Source organism: Shinella granuli (genome assembly GCF_004341885.1).
Lineage (GTDB): Bacteria > Pseudomonadota > Alphaproteobacteria > Rhizobiales > Rhizobiaceae > Shinella > Shinella granuli.
In genome coordinates this window covers 84,400-99,681 of the sequence record NZ_SLVX01000017.1, presented here as the reverse complement: position 1 = coordinate 99,681, position 15,282 = coordinate 84,400, and the positions used below count along the sequence as shown (strand labels likewise).

16 protein-coding genes are annotated in these 15,282 nt (G+C 64.6%); 13 read left to right on the top strand and 3 right to left on the bottom strand.

Translation table 11 applies throughout. The annotated features are described in order from the left end of the window. Positions 1-222: 222 nt before the first annotated feature. On the top strand, positions 223-1,584 hold the full coding sequence (locus EV665_RS22575) for an NAD(P)-dependent oxidoreductase (RefSeq protein ID WP_064330990.1): 1,362 nt from the start codon (positions 223-225) through the stop codon (positions 1,582-1,584). Between the two features lie 15 nt (positions 1,585-1,599). After that, on the top strand, positions 1,600-2,913 hold the full coding sequence (gene preA / locus EV665_RS22570; RefSeq protein WP_133035782.1) for an NAD-dependent dihydropyrimidine dehydrogenase subunit PreA: 1,314 nt from the start codon (positions 1,600-1,602) through the stop codon (positions 2,911-2,913). Between the two features lie 207 nt (positions 2,914-3,120). Here preA and EV665_RS22565 read toward each other — a convergent pair whose 3' ends face one another. Then, complete coding sequence (locus EV665_RS22565; protein ID WP_064330992.1) at positions 3,121-3,759, bottom strand: exopolysaccharide biosynthesis protein; 639 nt, start codon at positions 3,757-3,759, stop codon at positions 3,121-3,123. 162 nt (positions 3,760-3,921) lie between these two features. On the opposite strand from EV665_RS22565, the gene EV665_RS22560 reads away from it, so the two are divergent. Continuing rightward, positions 3,922-4,851 (top strand): DMT family transporter, encoded by a 930-nt coding sequence (locus EV665_RS22560; protein ID WP_245507799.1) that lies wholly within the window; start codon positions 3,922-3,924, stop codon positions 4,849-4,851. 78 nt (positions 4,852-4,929) lie between these two features. After that, the gene (locus EV665_RS22555) at positions 4,930-6,153 is read left to right on the top strand and encodes an OpgC family protein (RefSeq protein WP_133035781.1); all 1,224 of its coding nucleotides are present in this window, start codon (positions 4,930-4,932) and stop codon (positions 6,151-6,153) included. Here EV665_RS22555 and EV665_RS22550 read toward each other — a convergent pair. Next, the gene (locus EV665_RS22550; protein ID WP_064330994.1) at positions 6,134-6,784 is read right to left on the bottom strand and encodes a TetR family transcriptional regulator C-terminal domain-containing protein; all 651 of its coding nucleotides are present in this window, start codon (positions 6,782-6,784) and stop codon (positions 6,134-6,136) included. The two genes, EV665_RS22555 and EV665_RS22550, sit on opposite strands and share 20 nt — an antisense overlap. A gap of 269 nt (positions 6,785-7,053) precedes the next feature. Here EV665_RS22550 and EV665_RS22545 point away from each other — a divergent pair, with 269 nt between their 5' ends. From EV665_RS22545 to EV665_RS22530, 4 genes are all read left to right on the top strand, one after another. Continuing rightward, positions 7,054-8,304: a Zn-dependent hydrolase gene (locus EV665_RS22545; RefSeq protein WP_133035780.1), complete on the top strand. Its 1,251-nt coding sequence runs from the start codon at positions 7,054-7,056 to the stop codon at positions 8,302-8,304. Between the two features lie 101 nt (positions 8,305-8,405). After that, positions 8,406-8,600, top strand: a complete 195-nt coding sequence (locus tag EV665_RS22540) for a hypothetical protein (protein ID WP_064330996.1) — start codon at positions 8,406-8,408, stop codon at positions 8,598-8,600. A gap of 11 nt (positions 8,601-8,611) precedes the next feature. Then, positions 8,612-10,066, top strand: coding sequence for a dihydropyrimidinase (gene hydA, locus EV665_RS22535; protein WP_133035779.1), 1,455 nt, complete (start codon positions 8,612-8,614; stop codon positions 10,064-10,066). Next, complete coding sequence (locus EV665_RS22530) at positions 10,063-10,437, top strand: hypothetical protein (protein ID WP_133035778.1); 375 nt, start codon at positions 10,063-10,065, stop codon at positions 10,435-10,437. Before hydA ends, EV665_RS22530 begins: the two co-directional genes overlap by 4 nt. Positions 10,438-10,652: 215 nt before the next feature. On the opposite strand, the gene EV665_RS22520 is transcribed toward EV665_RS22530, so the two are convergent. Beyond that, positions 10,653-11,066: a cupin domain-containing protein gene (locus EV665_RS22520; protein ID WP_064330999.1), complete on the bottom strand. Its 414-nt coding sequence runs from the start codon at positions 11,064-11,066 to the stop codon at positions 10,653-10,655. Positions 11,067-11,188: 122 nt separating this feature from the next. Here EV665_RS22520 and EV665_RS22515 point away from each other — a divergent pair, with 122 nt between their 5' ends. Genes EV665_RS22515 through EV665_RS22495 form a run of 5 tightly spaced genes read left to right on the top strand, consistent with a single transcriptional unit; the run spans position 11,189 to position 15,099 of the window. Beyond that, the gene (locus EV665_RS22515; RefSeq protein ID WP_133035777.1) at positions 11,189-11,992 is read left to right on the top strand and encodes an ABC transporter ATP-binding protein; all 804 of its coding nucleotides are present in this window, start codon (positions 11,189-11,191) and stop codon (positions 11,990-11,992) included. Further along, positions 11,992-12,327, top strand: coding sequence for a hypothetical protein (locus EV665_RS22510; RefSeq protein ID WP_064331001.1), 336 nt, complete (start codon positions 11,992-11,994; stop codon positions 12,325-12,327). Before EV665_RS22515 ends, EV665_RS22510 begins: the two co-directional genes overlap by 1 nt. Positions 12,328-12,330: 3 nt before the next feature. Next, positions 12,331-13,215, top strand: coding sequence for an ABC transporter permease (locus tag EV665_RS22505; RefSeq protein WP_133035776.1), 885 nt, complete (start codon positions 12,331-12,333; stop codon positions 13,213-13,215). Continuing rightward, on the top strand, positions 13,212-14,081 hold the full coding sequence (locus EV665_RS22500; RefSeq protein ID WP_133035775.1) for an ABC transporter permease: 870 nt from the start codon (positions 13,212-13,214) through the stop codon (positions 14,079-14,081). Before EV665_RS22505 ends, EV665_RS22500 begins: the two co-directional genes overlap by 4 nt. A gap of 25 nt (positions 14,082-14,106) precedes the next feature. Continuing rightward, on the top strand, positions 14,107-15,099 hold the full coding sequence (locus tag EV665_RS22495) for an ABC transporter substrate-binding protein (protein WP_133035774.1): 993 nt from the start codon (positions 14,107-14,109) through the stop codon (positions 15,097-15,099). The last annotated feature ends 183 nt before the right edge of the window (positions 15,100-15,282 follow it).

The following is a 15,282-nucleotide window of genomic DNA, read 5'->3' as shown; positions in this document are numbered from 1 at the left end:
ATTTGCTGCATCTTTTCCGGCGACCTGTCAAACGCCATCTGATGGCGCAGCCGGAACAGCTCCCCGCAAGGCGGCAGGAAAACATAACCATAATTCTCATGTTTATTTTTGCTGGAAGCCCTGAAAAACCAGCCTTTCTTTTGAACTTTTACCGTTTGATAAAAAAATAAAGCTGGGTTACCGTTCTCTCATTCAAAAAGCCCACGCAAATGGGAGATAATCATGGGAACGACGCAATCTGGGATCCATCGGGGGCGTCTTGCGCCGACCGAATACGAGACGAACTTTTCCGACCTTCATCCGCGCCTCGACGATCACGAGGCCCTGGTCGCCGCCGACCGCTGTTACTTCTGTCACGACGCGCCGTGCATGACGGCCTGTCCCACCTCCATCGACATTCCGCTGTTCATCCGCCAGATCTCGACGGGCAACCCGATCGGCTCGGCCAAGACCATCTTCGACCAGAACATCCTGGGCGGCATGTGCGCCCGCGTCTGTCCCACCGAGACGCTCTGCGAGCAGGCCTGCGTGCGCAACACCGCCGAGCACCGCCCGGTGGAGATCGGCCGCCTGCAGCGCTACGCGACCGATGTCGCGATGACGGAGAACAAGCATTTCTACGAGCGCGCCGCCCGCACGGGCAAGGCCGTGGCGGTCGTCGGAGCCGGCCCGGCGGGGCTCGCCTGCGCCCACCGCCTCGCCATGAACGGCCACGACGTCGTCATCTTCGAGGCGCGCGAAAAGGCCGGCGGCCTCAACGAATACGGCATCGCCACCTACAAGGCGGTCGATGATTTCGCCCAGGCGGAAGTCGACTATGTGCTTTCCATCGGCGGCATCGAGGTGAAGAACGGCCTGAAGCTCGGCCGCGACTTCACGCTTGCCGACCTCACCGCCAATTTCGACGCCGTCTTCCTCGGCATGGGCCTTGCCGGCGTCAACGCGCTCGGCGCGGAGGGTGAGAACCTGCCCGGCGTCGTCGATGCGGTCGATTTCATCGCCGAGCTGCGCCAGGCGACGGACAAAGCGACCATCCCGGTCGGCCGGCGCGTCGTCGTCATCGGCGGCGGCATGACGGCGATCGACGCCGCCGTGCAGGCGAAGCTGCTCGGCGCGGAAGAGGTGACGATCTGCTACCGCCGCGGCAAGGAGCATATGAACGCCTCGGAATTCGAGCAGGACCTTGCGACCTCCAAGGGCGTGATGATCCGCCACTGGCTGCAGCCGAAGCGCGTCATCGCAAGAGATGGCCATGTCGCCGGCATCGAGGTGGAATATACCGAGATGCGGGACGGCAAGCTGACAGGCACCGGCGAGACCGGGGTGCTGGCCGCCGACCAGATCTTCAAGGCCATCGGCCAGACCTTCGAGGCTGGCGGCCTCGGTTCGCTCGCCATGGCCGGCAACCGCATCGCCATCGACGCGGAAGGCCGCACGTCCATCGCCAATGTCTGGGCGGGAGGCGACTGCGTGAAGGCCGGCGAGGACCTGACGGTTACCTCGGTCGCACAGGGCCGCGATGCGGCCGATTCCATCAACCGCATGCTGGCCGCCGGTGCGCAGCCCGCTGTTGCCGTCGCTTGAAGGGGAGGATGAGACATGGCTGATCTTCGCAACACTTTCGTCGGCATCAAGTCGCCCAACCCCTTCTGGCTGGCCTCCGCGCCGCCGACCGACAAGGCCTACAATGTCGAGCGCGCCTTCAAGGCCGGCTGGGGCGGCGTGGTCTGGAAGACGCTCGGCGAGGAAGGCCCGCCGGTCGTCAACGTCAACGGCCCGCGCTACGGCGCGATCTGGGGCGCCGACCGCCGCCTGCTCGGCCTCAACAATATCGAGCTGATCACCGACCGCGACCTCTACACCAACCTGCGCGAGATGAAGCAGGTCAAGATGAACTGGCCGGACCGGGCGCTGATCGCCTCCATCATGGTGCCCTGCGAGGAGGAGAGCTGGAAGGCGATCCTGCCGCTGGTGGAAGAGACCGGGGCGGACGGCATCGAGCTCAATTTCGGCTGTCCGCACGGCATGTCCGAGCGCGGCATGGGCGCGGCGGTCGGCCAGGTGCCGGAATATATCGAGATGGTCGTGCGCTGGTGCAAGCAGTACACCCGCATGCCCGTCATCACCAAGCTGACGCCCAACATCACCGACATCCGCAAGCCGGCCCGCGCCGCAAAGGCCGGCGGCACCGACGCCGTGTCACTGATCAACACGATCAACTCGATCGTCTCCGTCGACCTCGACAATTTCGCGCCGAACCCGACGGTCGGCGGCAAGGGCACCCATGGCGGCTATTGCGGCCCGGCGGTCAAACCCATCGCCCTCAACATGGTCGCCGAGATCGCCCGCGATCCGGAAACCTACGGCCTGCCGATCTCGGGCATCGGCGGCATCACCACCTGGCACGACGCGGCGGAGTTCCTGGCGCTCGGCGCCGGCAACGTGCAGGTCTGCACGGCGGCGATGACCTACGGCTTCAAGATCGTGCAGGAGATGATCACCGGGCTCTCCAGCTGGATGGACGCCAAGGGCCACCGCAGCCTCGACGACATCATCGCCCGCGCGGTGCCCAACGTCACGGACTGGCAGTACCTCAACCTCAACTACATCGCCAAAGCCCGCATCGACCAGGATGCCTGCATAAAGTGCGGCCGCTGCCACATCGCCTGCGAGGACACCTCGCACCAGGCGATCACGCAGTTCGTCGACGGCATCCGGCATTTCGAGGTGATGGAGGACGAGTGCGTCGGCTGCAACCTCTGCGTCAACGTCTGCCCGGTGGAGAACTGCATCACCATGGTGGGCCTGGAGCCCGGCGTCCTGGACCAGCGCACCGGCAAGCCGGTCGACCCGAACTACGCCAACTGGACGACGCATCCGAACAATCCGATGGCCAAGCAGGCGGCGGAGTAACGAGAAGGCGTTTTTTGCCCGGCCTTTTCCCCCCCTGCCTCCGCCTCCGTCGCGCGCGCACCTCTCCTTCGTCATCCTCGGGCTTGACCCGAGGATCCATGCTACAAAGCAGGTCCATGCCGTGGTGCGTGGATCCTCGGGTCAAGCCCGAGGATGACGAAGGAGAGGGAGTGCGGATCGGGTAAGGACGAGGCAGTCGGCCCCTCGTCACCCGAAGAAATGAAAACTCTGCCCCGCGCTATAGGCCAGAAACGCCAGCGCGGCGAAATAGACGATCGTCAGCGCCACCATCACGTAGCCCGCGAGCACCACCAGCCCGTCGCGCTGCGAAATGCCGGCGGCGAGCAGGAGGATGGCGACGCCGGGAAGCGTGTTGGAGAAGGGAATGAGCCCGAGCGGCGCCATGAGCAGCAGTCCCGCTCCCATCAGCACCAGGCCGTTGACGCGGTTCATCAGCGCGCCCGTGGTGAGCGCCGTCATGCGCGGCTTGAAGAACCGGTCGATCTTGCGCAGGAACGTCACGCCACGCTCCAGCACGGGCCGGAGCTTGCCGCTTTCGAGCCGCCGGTCGGCGACCTTGCCGGGCAGCCAGGGCAGCCGGTTGAGCGTGATCGCCGCGCTGATCAGCACGATGCCGGCGCCGAAGACGGTGGAGACGCCAGGGATCGAGACGGGGAACAGGAACGGCAGAGACAGGAAGGCGCAGAGCAGAAGCAGGCCGCTTTCGCCCATCATCGCGAGCAGATCGCGCAGCGTGATGTGCTCACCCTTGATCGACTGGATGATGTCTTCGAGCAGTTCGCTCGTCTTGCGGTCCGTGTCCTTGAAGCCGATGGCCGTCGTCATGCAATGTCCTCTCGCGTGCCGCCGGCCTATGGGCGGCGATTGCGGCTTTCCTGTGGGAGCGGCGCACCCCGATTTTTCGCACTTGCGGACGCAAGACCGCCGCGCACACTTGCCGGAATTGCTCTATGAGCATGCCGCGCCGCAGACAATAGGATGATTTTCTTGACGAAGCGTATGCCGGCCCCGGCAGGCCTTTCCATTCACGCCAAAGGCCACGAAAAGCTGAAGGGCCACCTCGCCATGCTGCTCTTTGCGGTGCTGATCGCCGGCTCCTTCTCCTTCGGGGGGCTTGCGGCGCGCTACATGGAGGCCGAGCCGCTGATGCTCTGGCGCTACATCCTGACCGTCGTCGTCATGGCGGCGCTCGCCTTCGGCGCCTTCCGGGTTCCGGTGGCCCTGCCGAAGCAGGCCTGGCGCTTCCTGCTGCTCGGCGGGCTGATCGCCGTCTACATGCTCACCATGTTCATGGCGCTGGAATTCACCAGCCCCGTCGCCACCGGCGCCGTCTTCACGCTGATGCCGCTGCTGAGCGCCGGCTTCGCGCTGCCGGTGCTCGGGCAACGGACCCGGCCCGGCGTGCTCGCCGGCCTGCTCATCGCCGCCGCCGGCGCCGTCTGGGTGATCTTCCGCGGCAACATCCAGGCCATCCTCGCCTTCGATGTCGGCGCCGGCGAGATGATCTTCTTCGTCGGCGTCATCTGCCATGCGCTCTACGTGCCGCTGATCCGCCGCTTCGACCGGGGCGAATCGGCCGTCGCATTCGGCTTCTGGGTCACGGTGGGCGCGACGCTCTGGCTGATGCCGCCGGGCATAGGCGGCCTCGTCGAGACGGATTTTTCCGCCCTGCCCTTCGCCGTCTATGCCGCCGTCACCTATCTTGCGGTGGTCACCACGGCCGGCACCTTCCTGCTGCTGCAATATGCTTCGATGCGCCTGCCCGCCTCCAAGGTGCTCGGCTACGGCTACCTGACGCCGAGCTTCATCATCCTGCTCGAAGGTGTTCTGGGCCATGGCTGGGCGAGCCTGCCGGTGCTGGCCGGCGCCCTCGTCACCGCCGGTGGCCTGGCGCTGATGGCGCTTCTGCCGGATTGATTTTTTCTGGAACGATTCGCCGCCTCATGCGTTGCGGACCCGTTGGGGCGCACCTTGAGTATTGGCGGAGCGCATAATTTGAAGCGGTTTGAGATCATCGACGGCATGCGAGGCTACTTCCTCGTCTTCATGCTGATCAATCACCTCGTCTTTGTCGGCGGTTACTGGATGATGGAAGTGAACCATCGCCAGTTCGCCTTCGTGGAGGACGCCCAGGGCTTCGTGTTCCTCTCGGGTCTGCTCATCGGCATGGTCTATGCCCGCAAGATGCTGAAATACGGTTATGACACCGGCCGCCAGCTCATCCGCAACCGCGCCTTCGAGCTCTACCGCTACGCCATGGGCACGGTCATGGCGGTGCTCGTCGTGCAGATGTTCCTGCCTGACGCCTATCGGCTCTGGTACAACTGGCTCGGCTATACGAATTTCGACGAACCGCTGCGGCTGGCGGCGATCGCCGCCTTCCTGTTCCAGCCGACGTTCATGGACATCCTGCCGCAATACATCGTCTACATGCTGTTCGCCCCGCCGCTCGTCTGGCTCTGCCTGAAGGGAAAATGGGCGCAGGTGCTGGCCGGTTCGCTGATCGTCTGGATGGCCGCGCAGCTCGGCCTGCAACGCTTCCTCACCGATCCCCTGAACACCCTGTTCACCGGCTCCGACGGCCAGGGCATCCGCGCAAGCTTCAACATGCTGGGCTGGCAGATCGTGTTCTTCTCCGCCCTGGTCATCGGTGCGCTGACCGCGCAGGACAGGATCGACTGGAACCGCATCTTCTCCCCGGAAAAGACGCGGCTGCCGAAGGTCGCGCTCGCCATCTGCCTGTTCTTCCTGCCGCTGCGCATCGTCACGGCCTGGGACCTGCTGCCGCAGTCCGTGCTCGACAAGTTCGCGACCATGGAGATCCGCGCCGATTTCGGCCCGGTCTACCTCCTGAACTTCGCGGCCGTCGCCACCGGTCTCGCCTGGCTGCTGATCGCCGGGCCGAAGCACCACAACCTGTGGGTCCGCAAGCTCGCGGGCATCGTCACCGGCGTGTTCACCCTGCGCTTCCTGCGCCTGCTCGGCCGCCATTCGCTGCAGGTCTATGTCTGGCATGTCGCCATCGTCTACGCGGTCTATTATGCGGACGGGCGCACGCCGGAACTCTCGCAGCTCACCAAGACGTCGATCGCCGTCGTCTGCATTGCGCTTCTCGCCCTGCCGGCCCTGTGGCGCGAACGCGAGCAGATCGCCGCAAGCCTCTTCGGCCAGCCCAAGGTGGAGCCGGCCAAGTCGAAATCTACGCCGGCTGCTCGCTGACATTGAGGCCGGTTAGGAAAAGCTGCTCGAGGAAGCGCGCCGCATCCTCGAACCGCCCCTCGCCGGCCTGGTTCTGCCCCAGCACGGCCCGCACCTGCACGTCGAAGTCGGCATAGTGCTGGGTCGTCGACCAGATGGAGAAAATGAGGTGGTACGGGTCGCATTTGGCGATCTTGCCCGCCTTCGCCCAGGTGCGGATGACCTCCGCCTTCTCGTCGACGAGCGATTTCAGCGGCCCCTTCAGCTCGTCCTCGATGTTCGGCGCCCCCTGCAGGATTTCATTGGCGAACAGCCGGCTCTCGCGCGGAAAATCCCGTGCCATTTCCAGCTTGCGGCGGATATAGCTGCGGATCTCCGACACCGGATTGCCCTCCGCATCGAATTCGCGCAAGGGATCGAGCCAGGTATCGAGCACCCGGGTGATCAGCGCCCGGTGCATCGCCTCCTTGGTGCGGAAATAGTAGAGCAGGTTCGGCTTGGACATGCCGGCGACCTCGGCGATCTGGTCGACGGTGGCGCCGCGAAAGCCGTGCAGGGAGAAGACCTCCAGCGCCGCTTCGAGGATCTGCTCCTCCTTCGCCTCCTGGATGCGCGTGCGCCGCTGTGTCCTCGCCGCCCTTGGTAATGCCATCGTGCCCCCTCGGCCATCCCGTCGCCGGGAAAAGTGCCGCCAAATTCACCAGTTTAACCAGCCGCCATTTTCTTGGATGCAGCCCAAGTTTTTGGTTTTTCGGCTTGAGTGCCGCAACGGAAGCTGTAATGTTTACCAACCGGTCAAATTATCAGACAGTTATCGCACAAAGGCAACTGCTGATCGGAAGGCGCAAAACAACAAGGGCGCCGCCAGCCGGTGGGAACGAAAATGGGGCTGCAAAAGCCCGATGACATGGGAGCATAGACATGGCCGCACCCGGCGAGAACATGCGTGTCAACGCGGACCGCCTGTGGGATTCCCTTATGGACATGGCGAAGATCGGCCCCGGCATTGCCGGCGGCAACAATCGCCAGACGCTGACCGATTCGGACGCCGAGGGCCGCCGCCTGTTCCAGGCCTGGTGCGACGGCGCGGGCCTCACCATGGGCGTCGACACGATGGGCAACATGTTCATGACGCGCGAAGGCACGGACCCCGACGCCCTGCCCGTCTATGTCGGCTCGCATCTCGATACGCAGCCGACGGGCGGCAAATATGACGGCGTGCTCGGCGTGCTGGCGGGCCTGGAGGTCGTGCGCTCGCTGAACGACCTCGGCATCCGCACGAAGCACCCGATCGTCGTCACCAACTGGACGAACGAGGAAGGCGCGCGCTTCGCCCCCGCCATGCTCGCCTCCGGCGTCTTCGCCGGCGTGCATACGCAGGACTACGCCTACGGCCGCAAGGACCCGGAGGGAAAAACCTTCGGCGAGGAATTGCAGCGCATCGGCTGGGTCGGCGACGAAGAGGTCGGCGCGCGAAAAATGCACGCCTATTTCGAATATCACATCGAGCAGGGCCCGATCCTCGAAGCGGAAGGCAAGGATATCGGCGTCGTCACCCACTGCCAGGGCCTGTGGTGGCTGGAATTCACGCTGACCGGCCGCGAGGCGCATACCGGCTCGACGCCGATGACCATGCGCGTCAATGCCGGCCTCGCCATGGCCCGCATCCTCGAAATGGTGCAGATGGTCGCGATGGAGAACCAGCCGGGCGCCGTCGGCGGCGTCGGCCAGGTGTTCTTCTCGCCGAACTCGCGCAACGTGCTGCCCGGCAAGGTCGTCTTCACCGTCGACATCCGCTCGCCGGACCAGGCGAAACTCGACGGCATGCGCACCCGCATCGAGGCGGAGGCGCCGAAGATCTGCGAGGCGCTCGGCGTCGGCTGTTCCGTCGAGCCGGTCGGCCATTTCGACCCCGTCACCTTCGACCCGACGCTGGTCGCCACCGTCCGCAAGGCGGCCGAGGACCTCGGCTACAGCCATAGGGACATCATCTCCGGCGCCGGCCACGACGCCTGCTGGGCCGCCCGGGTGGCGCCGGCCACGATGATCATGTGCCCCTGCGTGGACGGCCTCTCGCACAACGAGGCGGAGGACATTTCCAAGGAATGGGCCGCCGCCGGCGCCGACGTGCTGCTCCATGCGGTGATCGAGACGGCGGGGATTGCTGAGTGAGCCCGGCTCGCGGGCAAGACCTGCGAACCCAGCCAATCGACGCGATTTAAGAGAACCGGGCCCCCTCTTCGGGTCAGCCTGACGTCATCGGGAGAAGCAGCATGGCAGGCAAGTCCGTTACCTTTGTCTTCACCGGCCCCAAAGCTGAGGAAGCCGCAGAAGCATTGTGGGTACAATATCTCGATGGTGGCCTCGATGAGGAGATCGAAGCGCGCCTGCTTCAGCAGGGTGTCGGAGAAACTGAATACGAATGGGATGTCGACACACGCACTGTCACCATTTCCACCAAGCAGTAGAGGACAGCGCAATGAGCACAGTCATCAAGGGCGGAACCGTCGTTACCGCGGACCTCACCTACAAGGCGGACGTCAGGATCGAGGGCGGGAGGATCGTCGAGATCGGCCCGGACCTTTCCGGCGACGAGGTGCTGGATGCGGCGGGCTGTTATGTCATGCCCGGCGGCATCGATCCGCATGTGCATCTCGAAATGCCCTTCATGGGCACCTATTCGGCCGATGATTTCGAGAGCGGCACGCGGGCCGGCCTTGCCGGCGGCACCACCATGGTGGTCGATTTCTGTCTGCCTGATCCGGGCCAGTCGCTGCTCGACGCGCTGAAGCGCTGGGACAACAAGTCGACCCGCGCCAATTGCGACTATTCCTTCCACATGTCCGTGACCTGGTGGGGCGAGCAGGTCTTCGACGAGATGAAGGCCGTCGTCGAGGAAAAGGGCATCAACACCTTCAAGCACTTCATGGCCTACAAGGGCGCGCTGATGGTGAACGACGACGAGATGTTCGCCTCCTTCCAGCGCTGCGCCGCGCTCGGCGCGCTGCCGCTCGTCCATGCGGAGAACGGCGACGTCGTCGCCGCCATGCAGCAGAAACTGATGGACGAGGGCAACAACGGGCCGGAAGGCCACGCCTATTCCCGCCCACCCTCCGTCGAAGGCGAGGCGACGAACCGCGCCATCATCATCGCCGACATGGCGGGCGCGCCGCTCTATGTCGTGCACACCTCCTGCGAACAGGCGCACGAGGCCATCCGCCGCGCCCGGCAGAACGGCATGCGCGTTTATGGCGAACCGCTGATCCAGCACCTGACGCTGGACGAGAGCGAATATTTCGACAAGGACTGGGACCATGCTGCGCGCCGCGTCATGAGCCCGCCCTTCCGCAACAGGCAGCACCAGGATTCGCTCTGGGCCGGCCTTGCGAGCGGCTCGCTGCAGGTGGTGGCGACCGACCACTGCGCCTTCACGACGGACCAGAAGCGCACCGGCGCCGGCGATTTCCGCAAGATCCCGAACGGCACCGGGGGCCTGGAAGACCGCATGCCGATGCTCTGGACGCACGGCGTCAACACCGGCCGCCTGACGATGAACGAGTTCGTCGCCGTCACCTCCACCAACATCGCCAAGATCCTCAACGTCTATCCGCGGAAGGGCGCGATCCTCGTCGGCGCGGATGCGGATATCGTCGTGTGGGATCCCAAGCGCTCGAAAACCATCTCGTCGAAGAACCAGCAGTCCTCGATCGACTACAACGTCTTCGAGGGCAAGGAAGTGGTGGGCCTGCCACGCTACACGCTGACGCGCGGCGTGGTCGCCATCGAGGAATCGACGGTCAAGACCCGTGAGGGGCACGGCCAGTTCGTCAAGCGTGAGCCGTTTGCGGCCGTCAACAAGGCGCTGTCGACCTGGAAGGAGATCACCGCGCCGCGCAAGGTGGAGCGCAGCGGCATTCCGGCGAGCGGCGTATGATCCGCGCCGGTCGCCTCGCCCTTCTCCTCGGCATCGTTCTCGCCGGTCCGGCGGGGGCGGCGGCCGACATCGTCGATGGCAGCTATGGCGACGCGGAAGGCTGCCGCTACGCCGAGACGGGCGAATCCTCCGGCGCCGATTTCTTCTTCCTGTTGAACAAGGAGGGCGTTACCACCGCCGCCGCCTATTGCGAGTTCAAGGGCAAAGGCAATCGGGTGGGCGGCGCAACGAAGGTCGCCGCCGAATGCCACGAGGAAGGATACGAGGAAACCACACCCTTCGAGCTGACGCTGACGCCCGACAATGGCGGCTACACCGTGAGCTTTCCGGACGGCACGCGCTGGGGGCCGCTGATGCGGTGCAAGATGTGAGGGGCCTGCGAACAGCATTTACCGCCCTCTGTCCTGCCGGATATCTCCCCCTCAAGGGGGGAGATCGGAAGGCCGGTCCGTTTTCCCGGATCATACAGGCATCGCTCGCGACAAGCGTGCATTCTGGTTTGGGGTATGATCAGCGCTCCCAGCCGATCTCCTCCCTTGAGGGGGAGATATCCGGCAGGACAGAGGGGGATGCGTTCCCCCGCCGCCTAAATCGCAACCAGCGCCTCGAGATGCGGCAGAAGCACCACGCTCTCCTGCTCGTGGGGATCTGTCCGGGCGATGACGGCCGAGGCCGGCGCGTCGGAGAGATTGGCCGGCAGGTGCGGCACGCCGGCGGGGATGTAGAACATCTCGCCCGCCCGGACGACGACATGGTTCTCCAGACGCTCGCCATACCAGGTATGCGCCTCGCCGGAGAGCATATAGATCGCCGTCTCGTGGCTCTCGTGCATATGCGCCTTCGCCCGCCCGCCCGGCGGGATCGTCAGGAGATGCATGCAGATGCCGGAGGCGCCCACGCTCTCGCGGGCGATGCCCTCGAAGTAGCTGAACCCCTGTTTTCCGTCATAGGTGCCGCCCGGGCGAACCACCCGGCATTCGGCCTTCCGTTCCTCCGCCATCGTCTCTTCCCCCGGTTCCAGCGTGAGAATTCCGTGCCCAAAGTGATACCGCAGACAATGCCGATTGCAATGCTGAGAATGGACATGCAGTCTGCCGCAACCCGCGCCGAAGGATGACCGCCATGTCCCACGCCACGCCTTCCAGCACCGTCGTTTCAGCAAAGGACCTCGGCCTCACCTTCCAGACCGCCGACGGCCCGGTGACGGCGCTGACCGGAGTCGACCTTGCCGTCAGGAAGGGCGATTTCGTCTCCTTCATCGGCCCTTCCGGTTGCGGAAAGACGACCTTCCTGCGCGTCATCGCCGATCTGGAGAAGCCGACCTCCGGAAAGATCACCGTCAACGGCATGACGCCGGAAGAGGCGCGCAATCGCCGCGCCTATGGCTATGTCTTCCAGGCCGCCGCGCTCTATCCCTGGCGCACCATCGAGAAGAACATCGCCCTGCCGCTGGAGATCATGGGCTATTCGAAGGCCGACCAGCAGGCCCGCATCGAGCGCACGCTCGATCTCGTCAACCTTTCGGGCTTCGGCAAGAAATATCCCTGGCAGCTCTCCGGCGGCATGCAGCAGCGCGCCTCGATCGCCCGGGCGCTGGCCTTCGACGCCGATCTGCTCCTGATGGACGAACCGTTCGGCGCGCTCGACGAGATCGTGCGCGACCATCTCAACGAACAGCTCCTGAAACTCTGGGCGCGAACCAACAAGACGATCTGCTTCGTCACCCACTCCATTCCCGAGGCCGTCTATCTCTCGACGAAGATCGTCGTCATGAGCCCCCGCCCTGGCCGCGTCACCGACGTGATCGAATCGCCCCTGCCGAAGGAGCGCCCGCTCGGCATCCGCGAAACCCCGGAATTCCTCGAAATCGCCCATCGGGTGCGCGAGGGCCTGCGCGCGGGGCACAGCTATGAGGAGCACGTTTGATGAAGCTCTCCTATGTGCTCTGGCTCTTCGGCGCGACGGCCGTCTTCATCAGCGCGGCGACCGCCTCGCGCGCCTATATCGGCACGACGAACATCCTCTACCTGCTGTTCTCCCTGACGCTCTATGTCGTCGGCAACCTGATGATGCTGAAGCTGATGCGCGAAGGGGGGCTCGGCATCGCCATCTCGCTTTCCGCCATCACCCAACTGCTGCTGATCAACGTCATCGCCTTCCTGTTCTTCGGCGAGCGGCTGAGCAGCACCCAGCTTGCCGGCGTCGGCCTCGGCATTCTCGCCATGGGGCTGATGCTGATGCCCTCCCCGGCGCGGAGTTGAGCCATGGGTGAGGCAAGCTTTTTCCGAGACCGCCTGCTTCCGATAAGCACCGTGCTGCTCGCGCTCGTCGCCCTCTGGTACGTCTTCGTCGTCGTGCTCAACGCGCCCTTCGAGCGCGACCAGGCGGCGCGCGCCGGCGGGACGATCGGCTTCCTGGAACTGCTGCCGAAAACCATGGCGCAGGAGCGGCCGGTGCTGCCGGCGCCGCACCAGGTCTTTGCCGAACTGTGGGACACGACCGTCAACAAGGCGGTGACCTCCCGGCGCAGCCTCGTCTACCATGCCTGGATCACGCTTTCCGCGACGCTGGTGGGCTTTGCCATGGGGGCCCTGCTCGGCATCCTGCTCGCCATCGCCATCGTGCACAACCGCGCCATGGACCGTTCGCTGATGCCCTGGGTCATCGCCAGCCAGACGATCCCCATCCTCGCCATCGCGCCGATGATCATCGTGGTGCTGAATGCGATCGGCATTTCCGGCCTGATGCCGAAGGCGCTGATCTCGACCTATCTCTCCTTCTTCCCGATCGTCGTCGGCATGGTGAAGGGACTGCGCAGCCCCGAACAGATTCAGCTCGACCTGATGCACACCTACAATGCCTCGCCCGCGCAGACCTTCTGGAAGCTGCGCTGGCCCGCCTCCATGCCCTATCTCTTCACCTCGCTGAAGGTGGCGGTCGCCATCTCGCTGGTCGGCGCCATCGTCGGCGAATTGCCGACCGGCGCCGCCGCCGGCCTCGGCGCGCGCCTGCTCGCCGGCTCCTACTACGGCCAGACGGTGCAGATCTGGGCCGCGCTCTTCATGGCGGCGGCGGTGGCGGCGCTGCTGGTCATCGTCGTCGGCTTCGCCCATGGCCTCGTCCTCAAGCGCATGGGGGCACGGGCATGAGCCTTTCCATCCTCCTTGCGACCATCGTCTTCTGGCTCGCCGCCTGGGCCTTCAACGAATGGCTGGTGCGCCAAAAATTTTCGATCCCGGCCACGAACAGCGCCGCCCGCCTCGCCGTGCCGTTGGTCTTCGGCATCACCATCCTCGTGCTGTGGGAAGGCGTGGTCCGCGGCTTCGCCATCCCCTCCGTCCTGCTGCCGCCGCCAAGCATGATCTGGGCGCGGCTGATCAACTCCCTTCCGACGCTCTGGGCCGATTTCCGCCAGACCTTCCTGAAATCCGTGCTCGTCGGCTATGCGCTCGGCTGCGGCCTCGGCTTTTTGGTCGCGATCCTCATCGACCGCTCGCCCTTCCTGCAGAAGGGGCTGCTGCCGCTCGGCAATTTCGTCTCGGCGCTGCCGGTCATCGGCGTCGCGCCGATCATGGTCATGTGGTTCGGCTTCGACTGGCCGTCGAAGGTCGCCGTCGTCGTCATCATGACCTTCTTCCCCATGCTGGTGAACACCGTCTCCGGCCTTGCCGCGACCAGCCACATGGAGCGCGACCTGATGCGCACCTATGCCGCCGACTGGTTCCAGACGCTGATAAAACTGCGTCTTCCCGCCGCCTGGCCCTTCATCTTCAATGCGCTCAAGATCAATTCCACGCTCGCGCTGATCGGCGCGATCGTCGCCGAATTCTTCGGAACGCCCATCGTCGGCATGGGTTTTCGCATTTCCACGGAAGTGGGGCGCATGAATGTCGACATGGTCTGGGCCGAAATCGCGGTCGCCGCGGTGGCTGGCTCCGCCTTCTACGGATTGGTCGCGCTGATCGAGCGGGCCGTCACGTTCTGGCATCCGTCTGTCCGCGGTGGGCAGGCGTAAAAGAAGAAAGAAAGAGGGAACTGACATGAAAAAGACGATCGCATGCACGCTCCTGGCAAGCGCCTTCTCGCTTGCCGCATTCCAGGCGGAGGCCGCCGACAAGGTGACGCTCCAGCTCAAATGGGTCACGCAGGCCCAGTTCGGCGGCTATTACGTCGCCAAGGACAAGGGCTTTTACGAGGAGGAAGGCCTCGACGTCGAGATCAAGCCGGGCGGCCCGGACAGCGCGCCCGCGCAGGTGATCGCCGGCGGCGGCGCCGACGTCATCGTCGACTGGATGCCCTCCGCCCTTGCCGCCCGCGAAAAGGGTGTGCCGCTGGTCAACATCGCCCAGCCCTTCAAGTCCTCGGGTATGATGCTGACCTGCTTGAAGGAATCCGGCGTCAAGGGACCGGAGGACTTCAAGGGCAAGACGCTCGGCGTCTGGTTCTTCGGCAACGAATATCCGTTCCTCTCCTGGATGGCGCACCTGAAGATCCCGACCACCGGCGGGCCGGACGGCGTGACGGTCCTGAAGCAGGGTTTCAACGTCGATCCGCTGATCCAGAAGCAGGCCGCCTGCATCTCCACCATGACCTATAACGAATACTGGCAGGTCATCGACGCCGGCATCAAGCCGGAGGACCTCATCACCTTCAAATACGAGGACCAGGGCGTCGCAACGCTGGAAGACGGCCTCTACGTGCTGGAGGACAAGCTGAAGGACCCGGCCTTCAAGGAAAAGATGGTCAAGTTCGTGCGCGCCTCCATGAAGGGCTGGAAATATGCCGAGGAGAACCCGGACGAAGCCGCCGACATCGTTCTCGAAAACGATTCGACCGGCGCGCAGACCGAGGCGCACCAGAAGCGCATGATGGGCGAAATCGCCAAGCTGACCGCCGGCTCCAACGGCGCGCTCGACGAGGCGGACTACAAGCGCACCGTCGCCTCGCTGCTCGCCGGCGGCTCCGATCCGGTCATCTCCAAGGAGCCGGAAGGCGCCTGGACGCACGAGGTCACCGACGAAGCACTGAAATAATCGACGCCTTGTACCAAGCCAAGCGTGCGGGGCCTTGCCCCGCACGTTGTGTTTTGCGGCTGTAGAAACCCATGGTTCCCTGCGACAGCCCGTCGCGATTGCCATGGAAATGCCAAACGCCTAAAATAATGAGGCACCATTTCGTTGCCTCTTGTAAGGGCAAGGCGCGCCGATTACATAGAC